Origin of the sequence: Candidatus Dorea massiliensis AP6 (assembly GCF_964245105.1) — a bacterium.
Lineage (GTDB): Bacteria > Bacillota > Clostridia > Lachnospirales > Lachnospiraceae > Laedolimicola > Laedolimicola intestinihominis.
In genome coordinates this window covers 47,010-61,639 of sequence record NZ_CAXTKW010000010.1, presented here as the reverse complement: position 1 = coordinate 61,639, position 14,630 = coordinate 47,010, and the positions used below count along the sequence as shown (strand labels likewise).

General features: G+C 45.4%; 16 protein-coding genes. All 16 read left to right on the top strand.

Features of this window, described 5'->3' with window-relative positions; translation table 11 throughout:
- Positions 1-11 precede the first annotated feature (11 nt).
- The 16 genes from ACESZP_RS11350 (at position 12) to ACESZP_RS11275 (ending at position 14,568) form a co-directional block, all read left to right on the top strand.
- Entirely contained in the window at positions 12-1,322 is a 1,311-nt protein-coding gene (locus tag ACESZP_RS11350; protein ID WP_499709056.1) for a phage portal protein, read from the top strand.
- Positions 1,319-2,125 carry a head maturation protease, ClpP-related gene (locus ACESZP_RS11345; protein ID WP_499709055.1) on the top strand — a complete coding sequence of 269 codons (807 nt, stop codon included), beginning with the start codon at positions 1,319-1,321 and terminating at the stop codon, positions 2,123-2,125. Before ACESZP_RS11350 ends, ACESZP_RS11345 begins: the two co-directional genes overlap by 4 nt.
- A 13-nt stretch (positions 2,126-2,138) precedes the next feature.
- Positions 2,139-3,344: a phage major capsid protein gene (locus tag ACESZP_RS11340; protein ID WP_117795910.1), complete on the top strand. Its 1,206-nt coding sequence runs from the start codon at positions 2,139-2,141 to the stop codon at positions 3,342-3,344.
- Between the two features lie 8 nt (positions 3,345-3,352).
- Positions 3,353-3,628 (top strand): head-tail connector protein, encoded by a 276-nt coding sequence (locus ACESZP_RS11335; protein WP_117795909.1) that lies wholly within the window; start codon positions 3,353-3,355, stop codon positions 3,626-3,628.
- On the top strand, positions 3,628-3,957 hold the full coding sequence (locus ACESZP_RS11330; protein ID WP_117682657.1) for a phage head closure protein: 330 nt from the start codon (positions 3,628-3,630) through the stop codon (positions 3,955-3,957). The genes ACESZP_RS11335 and ACESZP_RS11330 overlap by 1 nt, the downstream gene beginning before the upstream one ends.
- 4 nt (positions 3,958-3,961) lie before the next feature.
- Entirely contained in the window at positions 3,962-4,345 is a 384-nt protein-coding gene (locus ACESZP_RS11325; protein WP_186994121.1) for an HK97 gp10 family phage protein, read from the top strand.
- The gene (locus ACESZP_RS11320; RefSeq protein ID WP_118691672.1) at positions 4,342-4,659 is read left to right on the top strand and encodes a hypothetical protein; all 318 of its coding nucleotides are present in this window, start codon (positions 4,342-4,344) and stop codon (positions 4,657-4,659) included. Before ACESZP_RS11325 ends, ACESZP_RS11320 begins: the two co-directional genes overlap by 4 nt.
- A 3-nt stretch (positions 4,660-4,662) precedes the next feature.
- Complete coding sequence (locus ACESZP_RS11315; RefSeq protein ID WP_117781604.1) at positions 4,663-5,277, top strand: major tail protein; 615 nt, start codon at positions 4,663-4,665, stop codon at positions 5,275-5,277.
- Positions 5,278-5,290: 13 nt separating this feature from the next.
- Positions 5,291-5,668, top strand: coding sequence for a hypothetical protein (locus ACESZP_RS11310; RefSeq protein ID WP_117795903.1), 378 nt, complete (start codon positions 5,291-5,293; stop codon positions 5,666-5,668).
- The gene (locus ACESZP_RS11305) at positions 5,665-5,829 is read left to right on the top strand and encodes a hypothetical protein (protein WP_181972370.1); all 165 of its coding nucleotides are present in this window, start codon (positions 5,665-5,667) and stop codon (positions 5,827-5,829) included. Before ACESZP_RS11310 ends, ACESZP_RS11305 begins: the two co-directional genes overlap by 4 nt.
- Positions 5,830-5,983: 154 nt before the next feature.
- A complete protein-coding gene (locus tag ACESZP_RS11300) occupies positions 5,984-6,463 on the top strand; it encodes an MGMT family protein (protein WP_118691670.1) in 480 nt (159 codons plus the stop codon).
- A 136-nt stretch (positions 6,464-6,599) separates the two neighbouring features.
- On the top strand, positions 6,600-9,527 hold the full coding sequence (locus ACESZP_RS11295; protein WP_186994123.1) for a phage tail tape measure protein: 2,928 nt from the start codon (positions 6,600-6,602) through the stop codon (positions 9,525-9,527).
- A 1-nt stretch (position 9,528) separates the two neighbouring features.
- On the top strand, positions 9,529-9,891 hold the full coding sequence (locus ACESZP_RS11290; RefSeq protein WP_117781227.1) for a hypothetical protein: 363 nt from the start codon (positions 9,529-9,531) through the stop codon (positions 9,889-9,891).
- A 12-nt stretch (positions 9,892-9,903) separates the two neighbouring features.
- Positions 9,904-12,093: a hypothetical protein gene (locus tag ACESZP_RS11285; protein WP_118691668.1), complete on the top strand. Its 2,190-nt coding sequence runs from the start codon at positions 9,904-9,906 to the stop codon at positions 12,091-12,093.
- Positions 12,090-13,208, top strand: coding sequence for a hypothetical protein (locus tag ACESZP_RS11280; protein ID WP_499709054.1), 1,119 nt, complete (start codon positions 12,090-12,092; stop codon positions 13,206-13,208). The genes ACESZP_RS11285 and ACESZP_RS11280 overlap by 4 nt, the downstream gene beginning before the upstream one ends.
- A complete protein-coding gene (locus ACESZP_RS11275; protein WP_118691666.1) occupies positions 13,174-14,568 on the top strand; it encodes a hypothetical protein in 1,395 nt (464 codons plus the stop codon). The genes ACESZP_RS11280 and ACESZP_RS11275 overlap by 35 nt, the downstream gene beginning before the upstream one ends.
- Positions 14,569-14,630: the final 62 nt, after the last annotated feature.

Here is a 14,630-nt window from a genome sequence, read left to right as displayed (position 1 = left end):
AGGTTGAAGCAATGGGAATAAAAAGTTTATTTGGTTTCGGACAGGCGAGGGATAAGCCTGTGGATAAGGCGGCTGATGCCGGATATTCGTTCCTGTTCGGACGGACAACAAGCGGAAAGCCCGTAAATGAAAGAACTGCAATGCAGACAACGGCAGTATATGCCTGTGTCAGGATTCTTGCGGAAGCAATTGCATCCTTACCGCTTCATGTATATGAGTATCAGGATGACGGAGGCAAGAAGCTGGTGCATGACCACCCTTTATATTATCTGCTCCATGATGAGCCGAACCCGGAGATGACTTCATTTGTGTTCAGGGAAACTCTGATGAGTCATCTTTTAATATGGGGAAATGCCTATGCACAGATCATAAGGGATGGTGCCGGAAGGGTGCTTGGTCTGTATCCGCTTCTCCCTGACAAGATGGAAGTGCAGAGGGATGACAGGGGAAATATCTATTATGTGTATTCCAGAAACAGTGATGAAAATCCCATGTTCAAGGAATACGGCAACATCAAGCTGAAAGCCGAGGATGTACTTCACATTCCGGGACTTGGATTTGACGGACTGATCGGTTATTCACCGATTGCGATGGCAAAGAATGCTGTCGGCATGACGCTTGCCTGTGAGGAATACGGTGCGAGTTTCTTTGCAAACGGTGCGAATCCGGGCGGTGTTCTGGAACATCCGGGAGTGCTGAAGGATCCGTCCAAGGTCAGGGAATCTTGGAACTCCGTATATCGTGGTGTGAATAACGCACACAAGATCGCAGTGCTTGAGGAAGGCATGAAGTACCAGCAGATAGGAATACCGCCGGAAGAAGCACAGTTCCTTGAGACAAGGAAATTTCAGATAAATGAAATAGCAAGACTTTACAGGATACCGCCACACATGGTCGGTGACCTTGATAAGTCGAGCTTTTCGAATATAGAGCAGCAGTCCTTGGAGTTTGTGAAATACACACTGGACCCTTGGGTGATCCGGTGGGAGCAGTCGCTCCAGAGATCGCTCCTTCTGCCGGGAGAAAAGGGAAAGTATTTCATTAAGCTGAATGTGGACGGACTTCTCCGTGGGGATTATCAGTCGAGGATGAACGGCTATGCAGTCGGAAGACAGAACGGCTGGTTTTCTGCCAATGACATCCGTGAAATGGAGAACATGAACCCTATCCCTGATGAGGAAGGAGGCAACCTGTATCTTGTGAACGGTGCAATGACCAAACTTGCGGATGCAGAGGCATTTGCGGGAGCGGACAACGGACAGCAGAAGGAAGAAGAAAAACTCCCGGCACAGGAAAACAGCAGAAAGAGAGGTAAACGATGAAGCGGAAGTTTTGGAACTGGATAAAGAATGAAGATGAGAGCGTGCCTGATATGGAAAGGACGCTCTTTTTAAATGGCATGATCTCGGATGAAACATGGTACGGGGATGAAGTTACCCCGCAGCTTTTCAAGGATGAGCTGAATGCCGGAAGCGGAAATATCACGGTATGGATCAATTCTCCGGGCGGTGATGTGTTCGCAGCAGCACAGATCTACAACATGCTCCGTGACTACAAGGGAAGCGTGACCGTCAAGATCGACGGCATTGCAGCTTCGGCAGCATCCGTTATTGCGATGGCGGGAAATACAGTATGTGTATCTCCTGTGGCAATGATAATGATCCACAATCCTGCGACTATGGCAATGGGTGAGGCAAAGGATATGCAGAAGGCAATCGTAATGCTGAATGAAGTCAAGGAGTCCATCTTAAATGCTTATGAGTCCAAGACCGGGCTTACCCGTGCAAGGCTCTCGCACATGATGGATGACGAGACTTGGTTTAATGCCAAGAAAGCCGTGGAGCTTGGGTTTGCAGATAAGATCCTTTTTGATTCCGATGAGGATGAGAAAAAGAAAGAGCCGGAAGAGCCGGAGAAAAAGCCGGACGAAGGCAGTGAAGGAGAGGAAGAGGAGAAAAAGGATGACGGGGAAAAGGAGAAGAAAAAGAAGCTCCCGTTCCAGCAGGATTCCATGATGTTTTCCACAAAGGCGATGAATGAATCGTTCCTTTCCAAGGTATCCCATACGGATGCCATGATACCAGTTAACCAGTTGGAAAAAAGACTGAGTCTTTTAACACATTAAGGAGGATTTCAAGATGAGTAAGATTTTAGAGTTAAGAGAAAAGAGAGCAAAGGCCTGGGATGCTGCAAAGGCATTCCTTGATGCCAAGAGAACGCAGGAAGGATTTGTATCCGCAGAGGATGCAGCCACTTATGACAAGATGGAAGCAGATGTCGTAAATCTCGGAAAAGAGATCGAGAGACTGGAAAGACAGGCTGCCATCGATGCAGAGCTTGCAAAGGCAACAAGCACACCGATCACCAATCAGCCGAATTCAAAGACTGACGGTGATACAAAGACAGGAAGGGCAACGGATGAGTATAAAAAGGCATTCTGGAACAGTATGAGAAACAAGATGTCATACGAAGTACAGAATGCCCTTTCCATTGGTACGGATTCCGAGGGCGGATATCTCGTACCGGATGAGTATGAGAAGAAACTCGTGGAAGCACTGGAAGAGGAAGTATTTTTCCGTAACCTTGCAACCGTCATCAAGACTTCAAGCGGTGACCGCAAGATCCCTATCGTCACATCAAAGGGCGAGGCTGCATGGATCGATGAGGGCGGACAGTTCCCTGAATCTGATGACAGCTTCGGTCAGACATCCATCAGTGCTTATAAGCTGGCAACCATGATCAAGGTGTCCGATGAACTCTTAAATGACAGTGTGTTCAATATTGAGCAGTATATTTCAAGGGAGTTCGGAAGAAGAATCGGTACAAAGGAAGAGGAAGCATTCTTTATCGGTGACGGCAAGGGAAAACCTACCGGAATCTTCAATGCCACAGGCGGTGCAGAGACAGGGGTTACTGCCAATAATACTTCCATTACATTTGATGATGTCATGGATCTTTATTACTCCCTGCGTGCTCCATACCGTAACAAGGCAGTGTGGCTTCTTAATGATTCGACCGTAAAGGCAATCAGAAAGCTGAAGGATGGAAACGGAAATTATATCTGGCAGCCGTCCGTAAGGGAAGGAGAGCCGGACAGGATCCTCAACCGTCCGTACCGCACATCCATTTATGTGCCGGAGCTTGCAGCAGGAAGCCGTGTCATGGCATTTGGTGATTACAGTTATTACTGGATTGCTGATCGTCAGGGCAGAAGTTTCAAGAGACTGAATGAGCTTTATGCTACAACGGGTCAGGTCGGATTCCTTGCTTCCGAGCGTGTGGACGGCAAGCTGATCCTTTCCGAGGCAGTTAAGACACTTGATATCAAGGCTGCCGGAAAGTAGGTGGACGGATGTTCGTAACGCTTGAGGAAGCCAAAGGTTATCTCAGGGTCGATTCGTCAGACGAGGATGATCTCATCCTCCGTCTGATGGAGACATCCGACAGCCTGATCTTAAATGTGACAAGACGTACACGGGCAGGACTAAAACGGCATGAGGCACTTATCCGTACTGCGGAACTGTATGCCATTGCTTATCTGTATGAGCACAGGGAAGAAGCCGATCATAAGACAATGACGGAAACACTGAAATATCTGCTCTTTGGGATCAGGAAGGAGAGATTCTAATGATTGAACTCATGCGTGAGAGGATCACGATACAGAAAAGCAGTACCAAAACAGATAAGACGGGAAACCACATGCTTGTGTGGGAAGATCATTATAAGTGTTTTTCCTATGCAAACAATCTGTCCGGTAAGGAATACTGGGAAGCAAAACAGGTCAATGCAGAAACAGAACTGGATTTTATTATCCGGTACTGCAGTGAGGTGTCAGGACTTGATACGGAGCATTACCGCATAGTTTTCCGTGGAAGACTTTATAATATTACATTCGTTGATAACGTGCAGTACAAAAACAAATCAGTAAGGATAAGGGCTGCCCTGATAAAGAGGTGATGGAATGGCAGAGAGAAGAACGACCGTTGACGGTCTTGCGGATGCAATCATGGACGGACTCAAAGAGTATGCAGACCTTGCAACGGATACGGTCAAGGATGCGGTAAAAGATGCCTCCAAGACGGTAAAGAAAGACATTCAGGCAAATGCCCCAAAGCGTACCGGCCGGTACAAAAAGAGCTGGACCGTGAAAAAGACAGCGGAAAGCAGTAATTCCCTCACGATGACTGTCCATTCCAAGGACAGATACCAGATCGCCCACCTGTTGGAGCATGGTCATGCAAAGCGGGGCGGCGGCAGGGTAGCCGGAAGGGAGCATATTGCCCCGGCAGAGGCAAAAGGAAACAGGGAGCTTCTGCTGAAGATTGAAAGGGGGCTGCGTTCATGACACATGAAGAAGTTGTGGTAATGATGGAAGAAATGAATCTTCCGTTTGCTTATGACCATTTTGTGGAAGGCGAATCCCCGGAACCGCCTTTTGCAGTATTTCTTTATCCGGGAAGCAGCAATTTCCCGGCAGACGGTAGGGTATATTATAAATCCAGCCGTCTGAATATAGAAATTTATACGGATTTGAAAAATCCGGAACTGGAATTTACAGTAGAAGCCGTGCTTGATCTGCACGGTATTTTTTATGAAAAAAGCGAAGTATGGATAGAAACTGAAAATCTGTATGAGGTGCTTTATCAGATGGAGGTATAGAAGATGGCTAATAAAAAGAACAAAGTCAAATTTAATATCTGCAATGTGCATTACGCACCTATTACGGTTGCAGAGGAAGGCACGGTCAGTTTTGGAACACCTGTACCAATGCCCGGTGCAGTATCCATCAGCATGGATCCGACAGGAGAGCCGGAATCATTTTATGCAGATGGTATTGAGTATTATGTAATCAACAACAATCAGGGATATGATGGTGACCTTGAACTTGCCATGATCCCGGAATCGTTCAGAACGGATATCTTAAAAGAGGAACAGGATGCCAATAAGGTGCTTGTGGAGAATGCAAATTCCGAAACAGGAAGCTTTGCACTTCTTTTTGAATTTGATGGTGATATCCGTAAGATCCGTCATGTACTTTATAACTGTTCCGCATCCCGTCCGACCATTGAGTCAAAGACTAATGAAGAAGATAAGGAAGTGCAGACAGAAACACTGACAGTAAAGGCAAGACCAATGGCAGACGGATATGTCAAGGCAAAGACAGGAGATTCCACGACAGATACAGTTTATAACAACTGGTATAAGAGTGTGTATCTTCCGGCTGCAACTCCGGCACTGGAGCAGCAGTCAGCAAAATCAACCAAGAGTGTATCATAGGGAGGACTAAGACATGGGTATCAGAAAGGATATAGAAATTGACGGACAGATGGTTGCATTCAAGGCAAGTGCAGCCATTCCAAGAATCTACAGATTAAAGTTCCAGAGGGATATTTATAAGGATCTGGCAGTGCTTGAAAAGAGTATTGGAGATGGAAAAGAGGAATCATCAAACCTTGATATGTTTTCTCTTGAGATGTTCGAAAATATAGCATTTATTATGGCCAAGCATGCGGATCCAAGCATTCCGGACACACCGGAAGAGTGGCTCGATAATTTCAATACATTTTCAATTTATCAGGTCCTTCCGCAGCTTATTGAACTGTGGGGACTGAATGTAAAAACGGATGTGGAAGCTAAAAAAAACTTCGTCCGACAGAGCGTGAAATGACAACCCCACTGTTTCTGTTGCGATGCGTGCAGTTAGGTTTATCGATGGCAGATCTTGATATGCTGTCGATAGGCCTTATCAATGATATGTACAGCGAGAGCCGGAACGATGATTATAAGTATGCTGAGCTTGCCACACAGGAAGACTTCGACCGATTCTGATTGAGAGAACAGTCTTTTTCTGTTATACTTATCTACAGAAAAAGGCTGGGATATTCTCAGCTACAAATCGTTATTTGTGAAAGCAAAAAAATTCAAACAGCCTCATTGCATGGCTTATAAAAACAGGCTATGCTTAAAGCAGGAGGTGGCTATTATGGCAAATGAAGATAAAAAAGATTTCAACGCTATGTTGCATGACAGTAAGGACATGCCTAAGTTTCAGACGATTACGGATGAAAAGAGCATAGAAAAATATGGTGGGGACAGAATGTACTTTGCACCGCCAATCGACTATGACAGAATTATGAAGTGTGTTCCCTATGGAAAAGTAATTACTGTTGGGAAAATTCGTGATTACTTCGCAGAACAAAACGGCGCAGATTTTACAGAGCCTATTACGGCGGGAATTTTTGTATCCATTGTAGCTTGGGCAAGCTATCAGCGCTCTGAGGATGAAACGCCTTATTGGAGAACGCTGAAAGCAAATGGAGAGTTAAACGCAAAATATCCTGGTGGTATAGAAGCACAGAAAGAAAAATTAGAAGCAGAAGGGCATACAATTATTCAGCGGGGGCGCAAAAATATCAGTTATTATGTAAAAGATTATGAAAAGGCGATGTTTGAATTGAATTAGACAGCTTCAAGTTTGCAACACTGACAATTTTATAATATTACATAGGACATCCGTCAGAAATGGCGGGTGTTTTTATTTTATTACGGAGCAGAAATGCTCCTTTTTTTGTACCCATTTTTAGGAGGAGGTGAGAGGAATGGCAAGCCGTATTCAGGGTATCACGGTAGAAATTGGTGGTGATACAACCAAACTGCAGAATGCACTTAAAGGCGTGAACGGACAGATTAAGTCTACCCAGTCACAGCTTAAGGATGTAAATAAACTTCTGAAACTGGATCCGGGAAATACGGAGCTTCTGGCACAGAAGCATAAGCTGCTTGCGGAAGCGGTCGGTGAGACAAAAGAGAAACTGGCAACCCTGAAGACGGCAGCAGAACAGGCGAATACTGCACTTGCCAATGGCGAGATCTCACAGGAACAGTATGATGCCCTTCAAAGGGAAATCGTGGAAACGGAACAGGACTTAAAGAATCTGGAAACACAGGCCAACCAGTCGGCAACGGCAGTACAGAAAATTGCAACAACGGGCGAGAAGTTAAAGACGGTTGGGGACAACATTTCCTCTGCCGGGCAAAAGCTTCTCCCGGTAACAGCCGGAGTGACTGCACTGGGTACGGCATCCGTAACGACCGCAGCCAACTTTGAATCTTCCATGTCACAGGTACAGGCAACAATGGGAATCACCAAAGATTCTATGTCCAAGGTCAACGGGCAGTCGGTAAATACGATGGATACCCTTTCAAAGCTGGCAAAGAAGATGGGTGCAGAGACGGCCTTTTCCGCATCTGAGTGTGCGGAAGCATTGAATTACCTCGCCCTTGCCGGATACGATACACAGCAGATGTGTGATACACTGCCGACCGTTCTTAACTTGGCAGCAGCCGGAGATATTGCCCTTGCTGATGCTTCGGACATGGTAACGGATGCGATGTCTGCCCTTGGAATGGGTGTGGATGAAGCAGAAACAATGGTAGACCAGATGGCAAAGACGGCATCTACCACGAACACATCGGTTGCACAGCTTGGCGAAGGAATCCTTACCATTGGTGCGACTGCAAAATCCATCAAGGGCGGTACGGCAGAACTGAATACCGCACTTGGTATTCTTGCAAATAATGGTATCAAGGGTGCAGAAGGCGGTACACACCTCCGTAATATTATCCTGTCCTTACAGAATCCTACGGATAAGGCAGCAGCCCAGATGGAAGCCCTCGGACTTTCCGTATATGATTCTGAAGGAAACATGCGGTCAATGAATGATATTCTTGGTGACCTCAATAAGAGCATGGATGGAATGACATCTGCTGAGAAGTCAAATATCATCAGCACCATTTTCAATAAGACAGACCTTTCTTCCGTAAATGCCCTGCTTGCAAATACGGGAGAAACATGGGACAGTTTACAGAAGTCCATCACGGACAGCGGTGGTGCTGCACAGCAGATGGCAGATACACAGCTTGATAACTTACAGGGACAGATCACCATCTTAAAGTCAGCACTGGAAGGCCTGGCTATTTCATTTGGAGAACTCCTGATGCCGGCCATTAAACAGATAGTCGGATGGGTACAGAAGTTTGTTGACTGGCTGAATGGACTGAGCGAGGGAACAAAAAAGACGGTCGTTACGATTGCACTTCTGGCAGCAGCACTCGGCCCCGTTCTTATCGTGATCGGCAAGGTAATATCCGCAGTCGGCACGATCATGACAATCGTTCCGAAGATTGCCGGAGTCATCAATACGGTAAAAGGAGCATTTGCAGCACTTAATACTACAATGCTTGCAAATCCAATCGTTCTTATCATTGCAGCAATAGCAGCTCTTGTGGCTGCTTTTATTTATTTGTGGAATAACTGCGATGGATTCCGTCAGTTCTGGATAGACCTTTGGGAGAATGTAAAACAGGTAGCCATCACGGTATGGAATGCCATAAAAGCGTTCTTTTCACAGGTATGGGAAGCAATCAAGATGATATTCTCGACCGTGTTTGAAGTGATAAAAACGCTGGTAACCACTTATTTCAATCTGTATAAAACCATCATTGAAACGGTATTCAATGTAATAAAGACCGTCATTACTACGATCTGGAATGCAATCAAGGGCGTGTTTACTACAGTTTTCAATGTGATAAAAACTCTGGTCACAACGTATTTCAATATCTATAAGACCATTATCCAGACGGTGCTTACCATTATCCAGACGGTTATCACGACCGTGTGGAATACGATAAAAACGGTCATTACCACAGTTCTGAATGCGATAAAGACCATCTTTTCCACGGTATGGAATGCAATAAAGACGATCATCAGTGCAGTGGTAAGCGGAATCAAGGGACTGATCACGGGAGATTTCACTGCAGTCAAAAATTCCATTACCACGATAATGAATACGATAAAGAGCACCATTTCCACTATCTGGAACACCATCAAGTCCACCATCTCCACGGTTCTTGGTGCAATCAAGGGTGCAGTCACATCCGTATTTAATGGAATCGTAAATGCAGTGAAGGGGGCAATGGGAAATGTCTTAAATGCCGTAAAATCAGGATTTTCCAATGTAAAGAGCCACATCACGGGTCTGGCTTCACAGGCATTTACATGGGGTAAGGATCTCATCATGGGAATCGTAAACGGCATCAGGAGCTGCATCGGTGCAGTCGGGGATGCAGTAAAGAGTGTGGCTGACAAGATCAAGTCATTCCTTCACTTCTCCGTGCCGGATGAAGGCCCTCTTACTGATTATGAATCATGGATGCCTGACTTTATGGGCGGACTTGCCAAGGGAATCGAAAAGAGCCGTGGAATGATCCAGAAAGCAGTCAGCGGGGTTTCTTCCGACATGGTCATCAATCCAAAGGTCAGCGGGGTGGAAAACATGACAGGAAACCCTACGGCACAGCAGACGGAAAGCATTTCAGGAATGCTTTCTGCAATTACTTCTGCAATCCGGGATGTTAAGGGAGACAGCGGTGACATTGTCATTCCTGTATATCTGGGCGGTACGATGCTCGATGAGGTTATTGTATCGGCACAGCAGAGGGCAAATTTAAGAAGCGGAGGAAGATAGCATGGCATATATACAGTATCTTGTTTTTAACGGCCGTTCCCTTCCAAAGCCGGATTCTTATGACGTGGGACTTTCCGATGTAGAGGCAGATTCCGGCGGGGAAACGGAAGCCGGAACAACACAGAGGGATGTGGTAAGGACGGGAGTGGCAGACATTTCCGTCTCTTTTTCAGTATCACCGAAGTGGGTAAAACTTCTGACGGTATATTCCAAACTGCCGAAGATCGCAGTGGAATATTTCGATACGGAAACCTTGGACTTAAAAGAAGCAGAAATGTATATTACTGGATTTAAGGCAAAGCTGGAAAAGGATACATCATACAAAGGTCTGTGGACGGTATCTTTTTCCCTGAAAGAAATGTAGGAGGCGGATACGGTGTTTGAGGTATCAGAAAAATTCAAGAATGCCGTAAGGCAGAATACAAGAAAATATGAATGGTACGGGACCATCACGACAAAAGCCGGAAAGGAATATCCGTTTACGGCTAAGGATATCGTGAAAGGTTCCGGCTACATAAAGTGGCAGTGCTGCAGTAATACGGAGATAGAACTCGGAACGGTTTATGCTGCTGAAATGGGAATCAGCCTGTTTTCGGAAATCGACCGTTATACCCTTGAGGATGCAGAGGTAAGGCTTTATTACCGCCTGACACTTCTGGATGGGACAAAAGAGACCATACCGATGGGAATTTATGAGATCTCCGAAGCAAACAGGAAGGTACGGACATTGGAACTGAAAGGCTATGATCATATGCTCCGGTTTGAAAAAACGCTGAAGCTGGATTCTTCAAGCGGAACGCCATATCAGTTTCTAAAGGCTGCGTGTGATGCATGTAAGGTTGAATTGGCACAGACGGTTGCGGAGATCAACGCCCTCCCAAATGGAAAAACCACCCTCGGTGTTTATTCTGATAATGACATGGAAACATTCCGTGATCTGATCTTTTATGTGGCACAGGTGGTAGGCTGTTTCTGCCAGATAGACCGGTATGGAAAACTGGTTCTCAAAAGATATGGAAATGAGTCCGTATGGAATGTGGAGCAGAAGGAAAGGTTTGACAGCAGTTATTCGGATTTTGTTACAAGATATACTGCCGTGTCATCCACGAACCAGATCAGCCAGACGGCAGAGTATATTGCAATGGAAAAGGATGATGCCCTTACAATGAACCTCGGTATCAATCCGCTTCTTCAGTTCGGACTGAAATCCGTAAGGGAGAAAATCCTGCGGGAAATCCTGACGGCACTGCAGAAGATAAATTATGTCCCGTTTGACAGTAACACCATAGGAAATCCGGCAATGGAAGTCGGTGATATCCTTAAGTTCTCAGGCGGTCATGCAGACGAAACAAAAATAAGCTGCATTACAAGCATCGAGTGTAAGATCTACGGAAAGATGACACTGAAATGCGTGGGTAAAAATCCGAGACTTGCATCTGCCAAGAGCAAGAACGATAAGAACATTACGGGTCTTATCAATTCCGTGGAAAGCGGAAGGACCATTATTTATAACTTTGTAAATGTTGCCCCGTTTGAAATAGGACAGCCACTGACGAATGTTATGGATATTGATTTTACTGCAACGGAGGACACAACGGCAGCGTTCCAGTGCGAGATGCTTCTCGAAGTAATAAAGCCGGAGGATGCCACTGCAGATGGAGAAACGGAAGAAGAAAACCCGGAGCCGGAACTTCCGGAGCTTTCCATCATATACAAAATAAATAATGAAACCATTGATACCTTTATGCCGACAAAGACCTGTCTGTATGGAAAGCATATTATGACATTGTTTTTTCCGATATCAAAGGTCATAGAGAACAGTTCAAATACATTTTCCATGTATCTAAAGATATCATCAGGGAGCGCAAAGATCGGTGAGGCACAGATCAGGGCAACCATCAGTGGTCAGGGACTCGCAGCAGGACTGGGAGACTGGAATGGACGCATCAATATCAATGAGAATATTGGAAATATCAGCATTACGGATGTACCGTTTGTGGCTGATGTGTTTAAGGATACGGCATCCGTAACATTCCCGTCCAAAAAGACACAGGGACTGACACAGACAATCGGAAATATTCCGATTGCTGACCAGAACTATGAAGCGGATGCATTTACGGATCGTGCATGGATCACGGAGATCCTCCGAACCTTTGTACTTACAAGCGTGCGGGGAAATCCGAATTATAACGGATATATCACGGTCAATACGGAAGAACGGTTCATGCTGCGGAAACGGTATGTACAGAAGTCAGGACCGGAATCCCTCGATCACGGATATGCAGAAGACCTCGTGATCGATATTTCATACTTCACAAGGGTGGACGGGGTGGAAGTCAATGGTTATACCGCAGCAGTCCGTCCGCAGTTTGTAATCACTACGGCAGAGACTTCCGTTAAATTTCCAGATACCATTACCGTTGAAAACGGGTTCTTTGAACTGAAAGCAGTAACTGAACAGACACAGGAAGCCGTGACGGATGAAGTGGATGAAGGTTTTCTGGAAAGGACAACGGTTGATATATCCGGCTTTGACGGAGTGAAAGGAGTGGAATTTACACTATGAACTATGACAATATAAATGATATTTTTTCGGCCGGTATCACCAACATGACCTGTCTGTTACAGGACAGCAACAACTATGATGGCGGTACGCTTACCGTGAGCGGTGCGGATTTTTTCACGTTCCTCGGAAAAGCCGTGCCGTATATTTATGCACATGGTGATTCTTACTGGGGAATCGGCAGTGATGCCACGCACCTTAAAGTGGATAACCGTGATACCAGAATGAGATCGCTTTACAGGGAAGAAGGGACTTTATACAGTTATTACCGTTTCCTGAAAATACGGTGGGAAGGATGGTCGCATTACAATGCATCCGGGGCGGACTACCAGCTAAAGTATGACCTCCTGTTCTGGGACACGGGGGATATTTCCCTTCATATGATTTCTGTTCCTGTCCAGTGCTATGATGGCGGTTTTGGGTTTAGTGCAGACAAGAACTATACTTTCACAAAGCCCGATGCAGCTTCCCAGGATATTACTTTCCAGTATTATGCGGACAGTAAGACCTTTGAAGTGAAATACACACCGATTGACCTGTTGGTCCCGTTTAAACTCCTCATAAAAGACGGGGACGGAAAACTGTATACGGTGGAGAACCAGATCATAAATGAGGAGCTGTCAGAAACAGCGGATGTGCTTGTCGGACTGGAAGAAACAGAAGTCAATGCACTTTTGTTTAAAAAATATGGATTTGCAAAGATGCCGGAGTGGAATCTGATAAAAGGGCTGATACTTCCTTCCGTATTAAGCTGGAGTGACAGCAGGGCATTTCCTCTGAATGCCGTGATCACGGGAACACCGCCAAAGCAGTATATTGAATGCATGGCGGATCTTTCGGACGGCACAGTTATTGGAATCAAGGCACTGAATGCAGAATATGAGGGAGAAATCACGGTACAGTACAGTTATGACGGGGAGACCTTTACGGATGAAACCCCGATGGCGGATTTTCTCACCATGAATCTGGATGAATTGTATGCCAGACTGCTGGAAGCAAAGACGATAACCTTCCGATTCTGGCTTGCGGGCGATGCAACGCTTACATCCTTTATCATGAATTATAGAAATGGAGATGATGACGATGCTCAAGGGAACAACAAGAATAGAACTTACTGATGTAAATACGGGTGAGGTGGAGACTTACCAGAACAGCAATATGGTCACCAATGCACTAAGGGACATCCTGAAACCGCTCGGACTTTCCAAAAGACCGAACAGGTTCTTAAATGAGTTTGTGCCGTATTATGAAAAACTGCTCGGAGGAATCCTGTGCTTCGACAGGGAGATACCGGAGAATGCGGATGGATATTATCCCCCGGCAGATGCAAACCTTGTCGGCTGTGCTTCACATGGAATGCAGAACAACACAAAGAATACCTTCCGTGGCGGATTCAACCAGACAGAATCGGAAGTAAATCTGAAAGACAGGTATGTGAAATATGTATATGATTTTGCAACCAGTCAGGCGAACGGCACGATTGCCAGCATCTGTCTTACACACAGAAATGGTGGTCTTACATCATACGGCAGTAAAAATACCAGTCCAATCAGGGACAATTTACTGATGCAGTCCATTGCAGAAGACAATCTTCAGTATGTGTACCCTGACAGAACAGGGGCAAGCACGAGCAGCAGATATTCTGGTATGACGATTGGAAAAACAGAGCTGATATTCCTAATCGACAGGGCAAAGGACTGTGTGTATTATTTCAAGGTGGCAGATAAGAACCATATCCACATCACAAAAAGACGTGCATTTTTAAAGACGGTGTCTATTCTTGATAATATTTATACCACGAAACCGCTTATCGAAGAAATCGAACTGGCGGAGCTATCCTCGGAACTGCAGATAGGCTACTGGTCATATAATTATGATCCGTCAAATGATTGTCTGTATATCTGCACGAGCAGCAACAGCAGGACTGCCCCAGAGGGAAAGTTTCTTATAACGGAAATAAAAGTGGACACTTGGAAAATCAAGCAGTATGAAATAACAAACACTACGGATAAATATCTCAGGACGGAAGGAAACTGGGGAATGTTCGTTACCGAAGGCTATCTTCTGCTGAGGGGATATGATGCCCCGTATGATGTGTATAAAATCCAGATCACGAATCCGGCCAATGTTGTAAAGCTGAAGCGGACCAATGTGACCAACATCAATGGCGTGCCAAAGTTCGTGATCAACGGACGGGTTTATTACGAATACAGTTATGAACAGCTTCTGATTGCGGATCTGGCAACGAATGAGATCATGCCACCGGAGACACAGACATTGTTTAATTCCAGTTATACGATGAGCGTGACTCCTGTAAGAAATGAACCACTCATTTATTTTTGTGATTATGGCACATGGTCAACGTCCGGCTGGTACATGATGTGTAATTATCTGGCAACCATCAATAACCTTGATGCCCCGATTACCAAGACGGCAGATAAGACAATGAAGATAACCTATATCTTACAGGAACAATAAAATAATTTTCGGAAATCGGCAGTTATCCATTACGGGTAGCTGCTTTTTTCATACAAAAAATC

What these genes read in the sequence shown, in the direction of transcription:
- ACESZP_RS11350 (WP_499709056.1), top strand. Translation starts at nt 12, where the DNA reads ATGGGAATAAAAAGTTTATTTGGTTTCGGACAGGCGAGGGATAAGCCT.
- ACESZP_RS11345 (WP_499709055.1), top strand. Translation starts at nt 1,319, where the DNA reads ATGAAGCGGAAGTTTTGGAACTGGATAAAGAATGAAGATGAGAGCGTG.
- ACESZP_RS11340 (WP_117795910.1), top strand. Translation starts at nt 2,139, where the DNA reads ATGAGTAAGATTTTAGAGTTAAGAGAAAAGAGAGCAAAGGCCTGGGAT.
- ACESZP_RS11335 (WP_117795909.1), top strand. Translation starts at nt 3,353, where the DNA reads ATGTTCGTAACGCTTGAGGAAGCCAAAGGTTATCTCAGGGTCGATTCG.
- ACESZP_RS11330 (WP_117682657.1), top strand. Translation starts at nt 3,628, where the DNA reads ATGATTGAACTCATGCGTGAGAGGATCACGATACAGAAAAGCAGTACC.
- ACESZP_RS11325 (WP_186994121.1), top strand. Translation starts at nt 3,962, where the DNA reads ATGGCAGAGAGAAGAACGACCGTTGACGGTCTTGCGGATGCAATCATG.
- ACESZP_RS11320 (WP_118691672.1), top strand. Translation starts at nt 4,342, where the DNA reads ATGACACATGAAGAAGTTGTGGTAATGATGGAAGAAATGAATCTTCCG.
- ACESZP_RS11315 (WP_117781604.1), top strand. Translation starts at nt 4,663, where the DNA reads ATGGCTAATAAAAAGAACAAAGTCAAATTTAATATCTGCAATGTGCAT.
- ACESZP_RS11310 (WP_117795903.1), top strand. Translation starts at nt 5,291, where the DNA reads ATGGGTATCAGAAAGGATATAGAAATTGACGGACAGATGGTTGCATTC.
- ACESZP_RS11305 (WP_181972370.1), top strand. Translation starts at nt 5,665, where the DNA reads ATGACAACCCCACTGTTTCTGTTGCGATGCGTGCAGTTAGGTTTATCG.
- ACESZP_RS11300 (WP_118691670.1), top strand. Translation starts at nt 5,984, where the DNA reads ATGGCAAATGAAGATAAAAAAGATTTCAACGCTATGTTGCATGACAGT.
- ACESZP_RS11295 (WP_186994123.1), top strand. Translation starts at nt 6,600, where the DNA reads ATGGCAAGCCGTATTCAGGGTATCACGGTAGAAATTGGTGGTGATACA.
- ACESZP_RS11290 (WP_117781227.1), top strand. Translation starts at nt 9,529, where the DNA reads ATGGCATATATACAGTATCTTGTTTTTAACGGCCGTTCCCTTCCAAAG.
- ACESZP_RS11280 (WP_499709054.1), top strand. Translation starts at nt 12,090, where the DNA reads ATGAACTATGACAATATAAATGATATTTTTTCGGCCGGTATCACCAAC.
- ACESZP_RS11275 (WP_118691666.1), top strand. Translation starts at nt 13,174, where the DNA reads ATGCTCAAGGGAACAACAAGAATAGAACTTACTGATGTAAATACGGGT.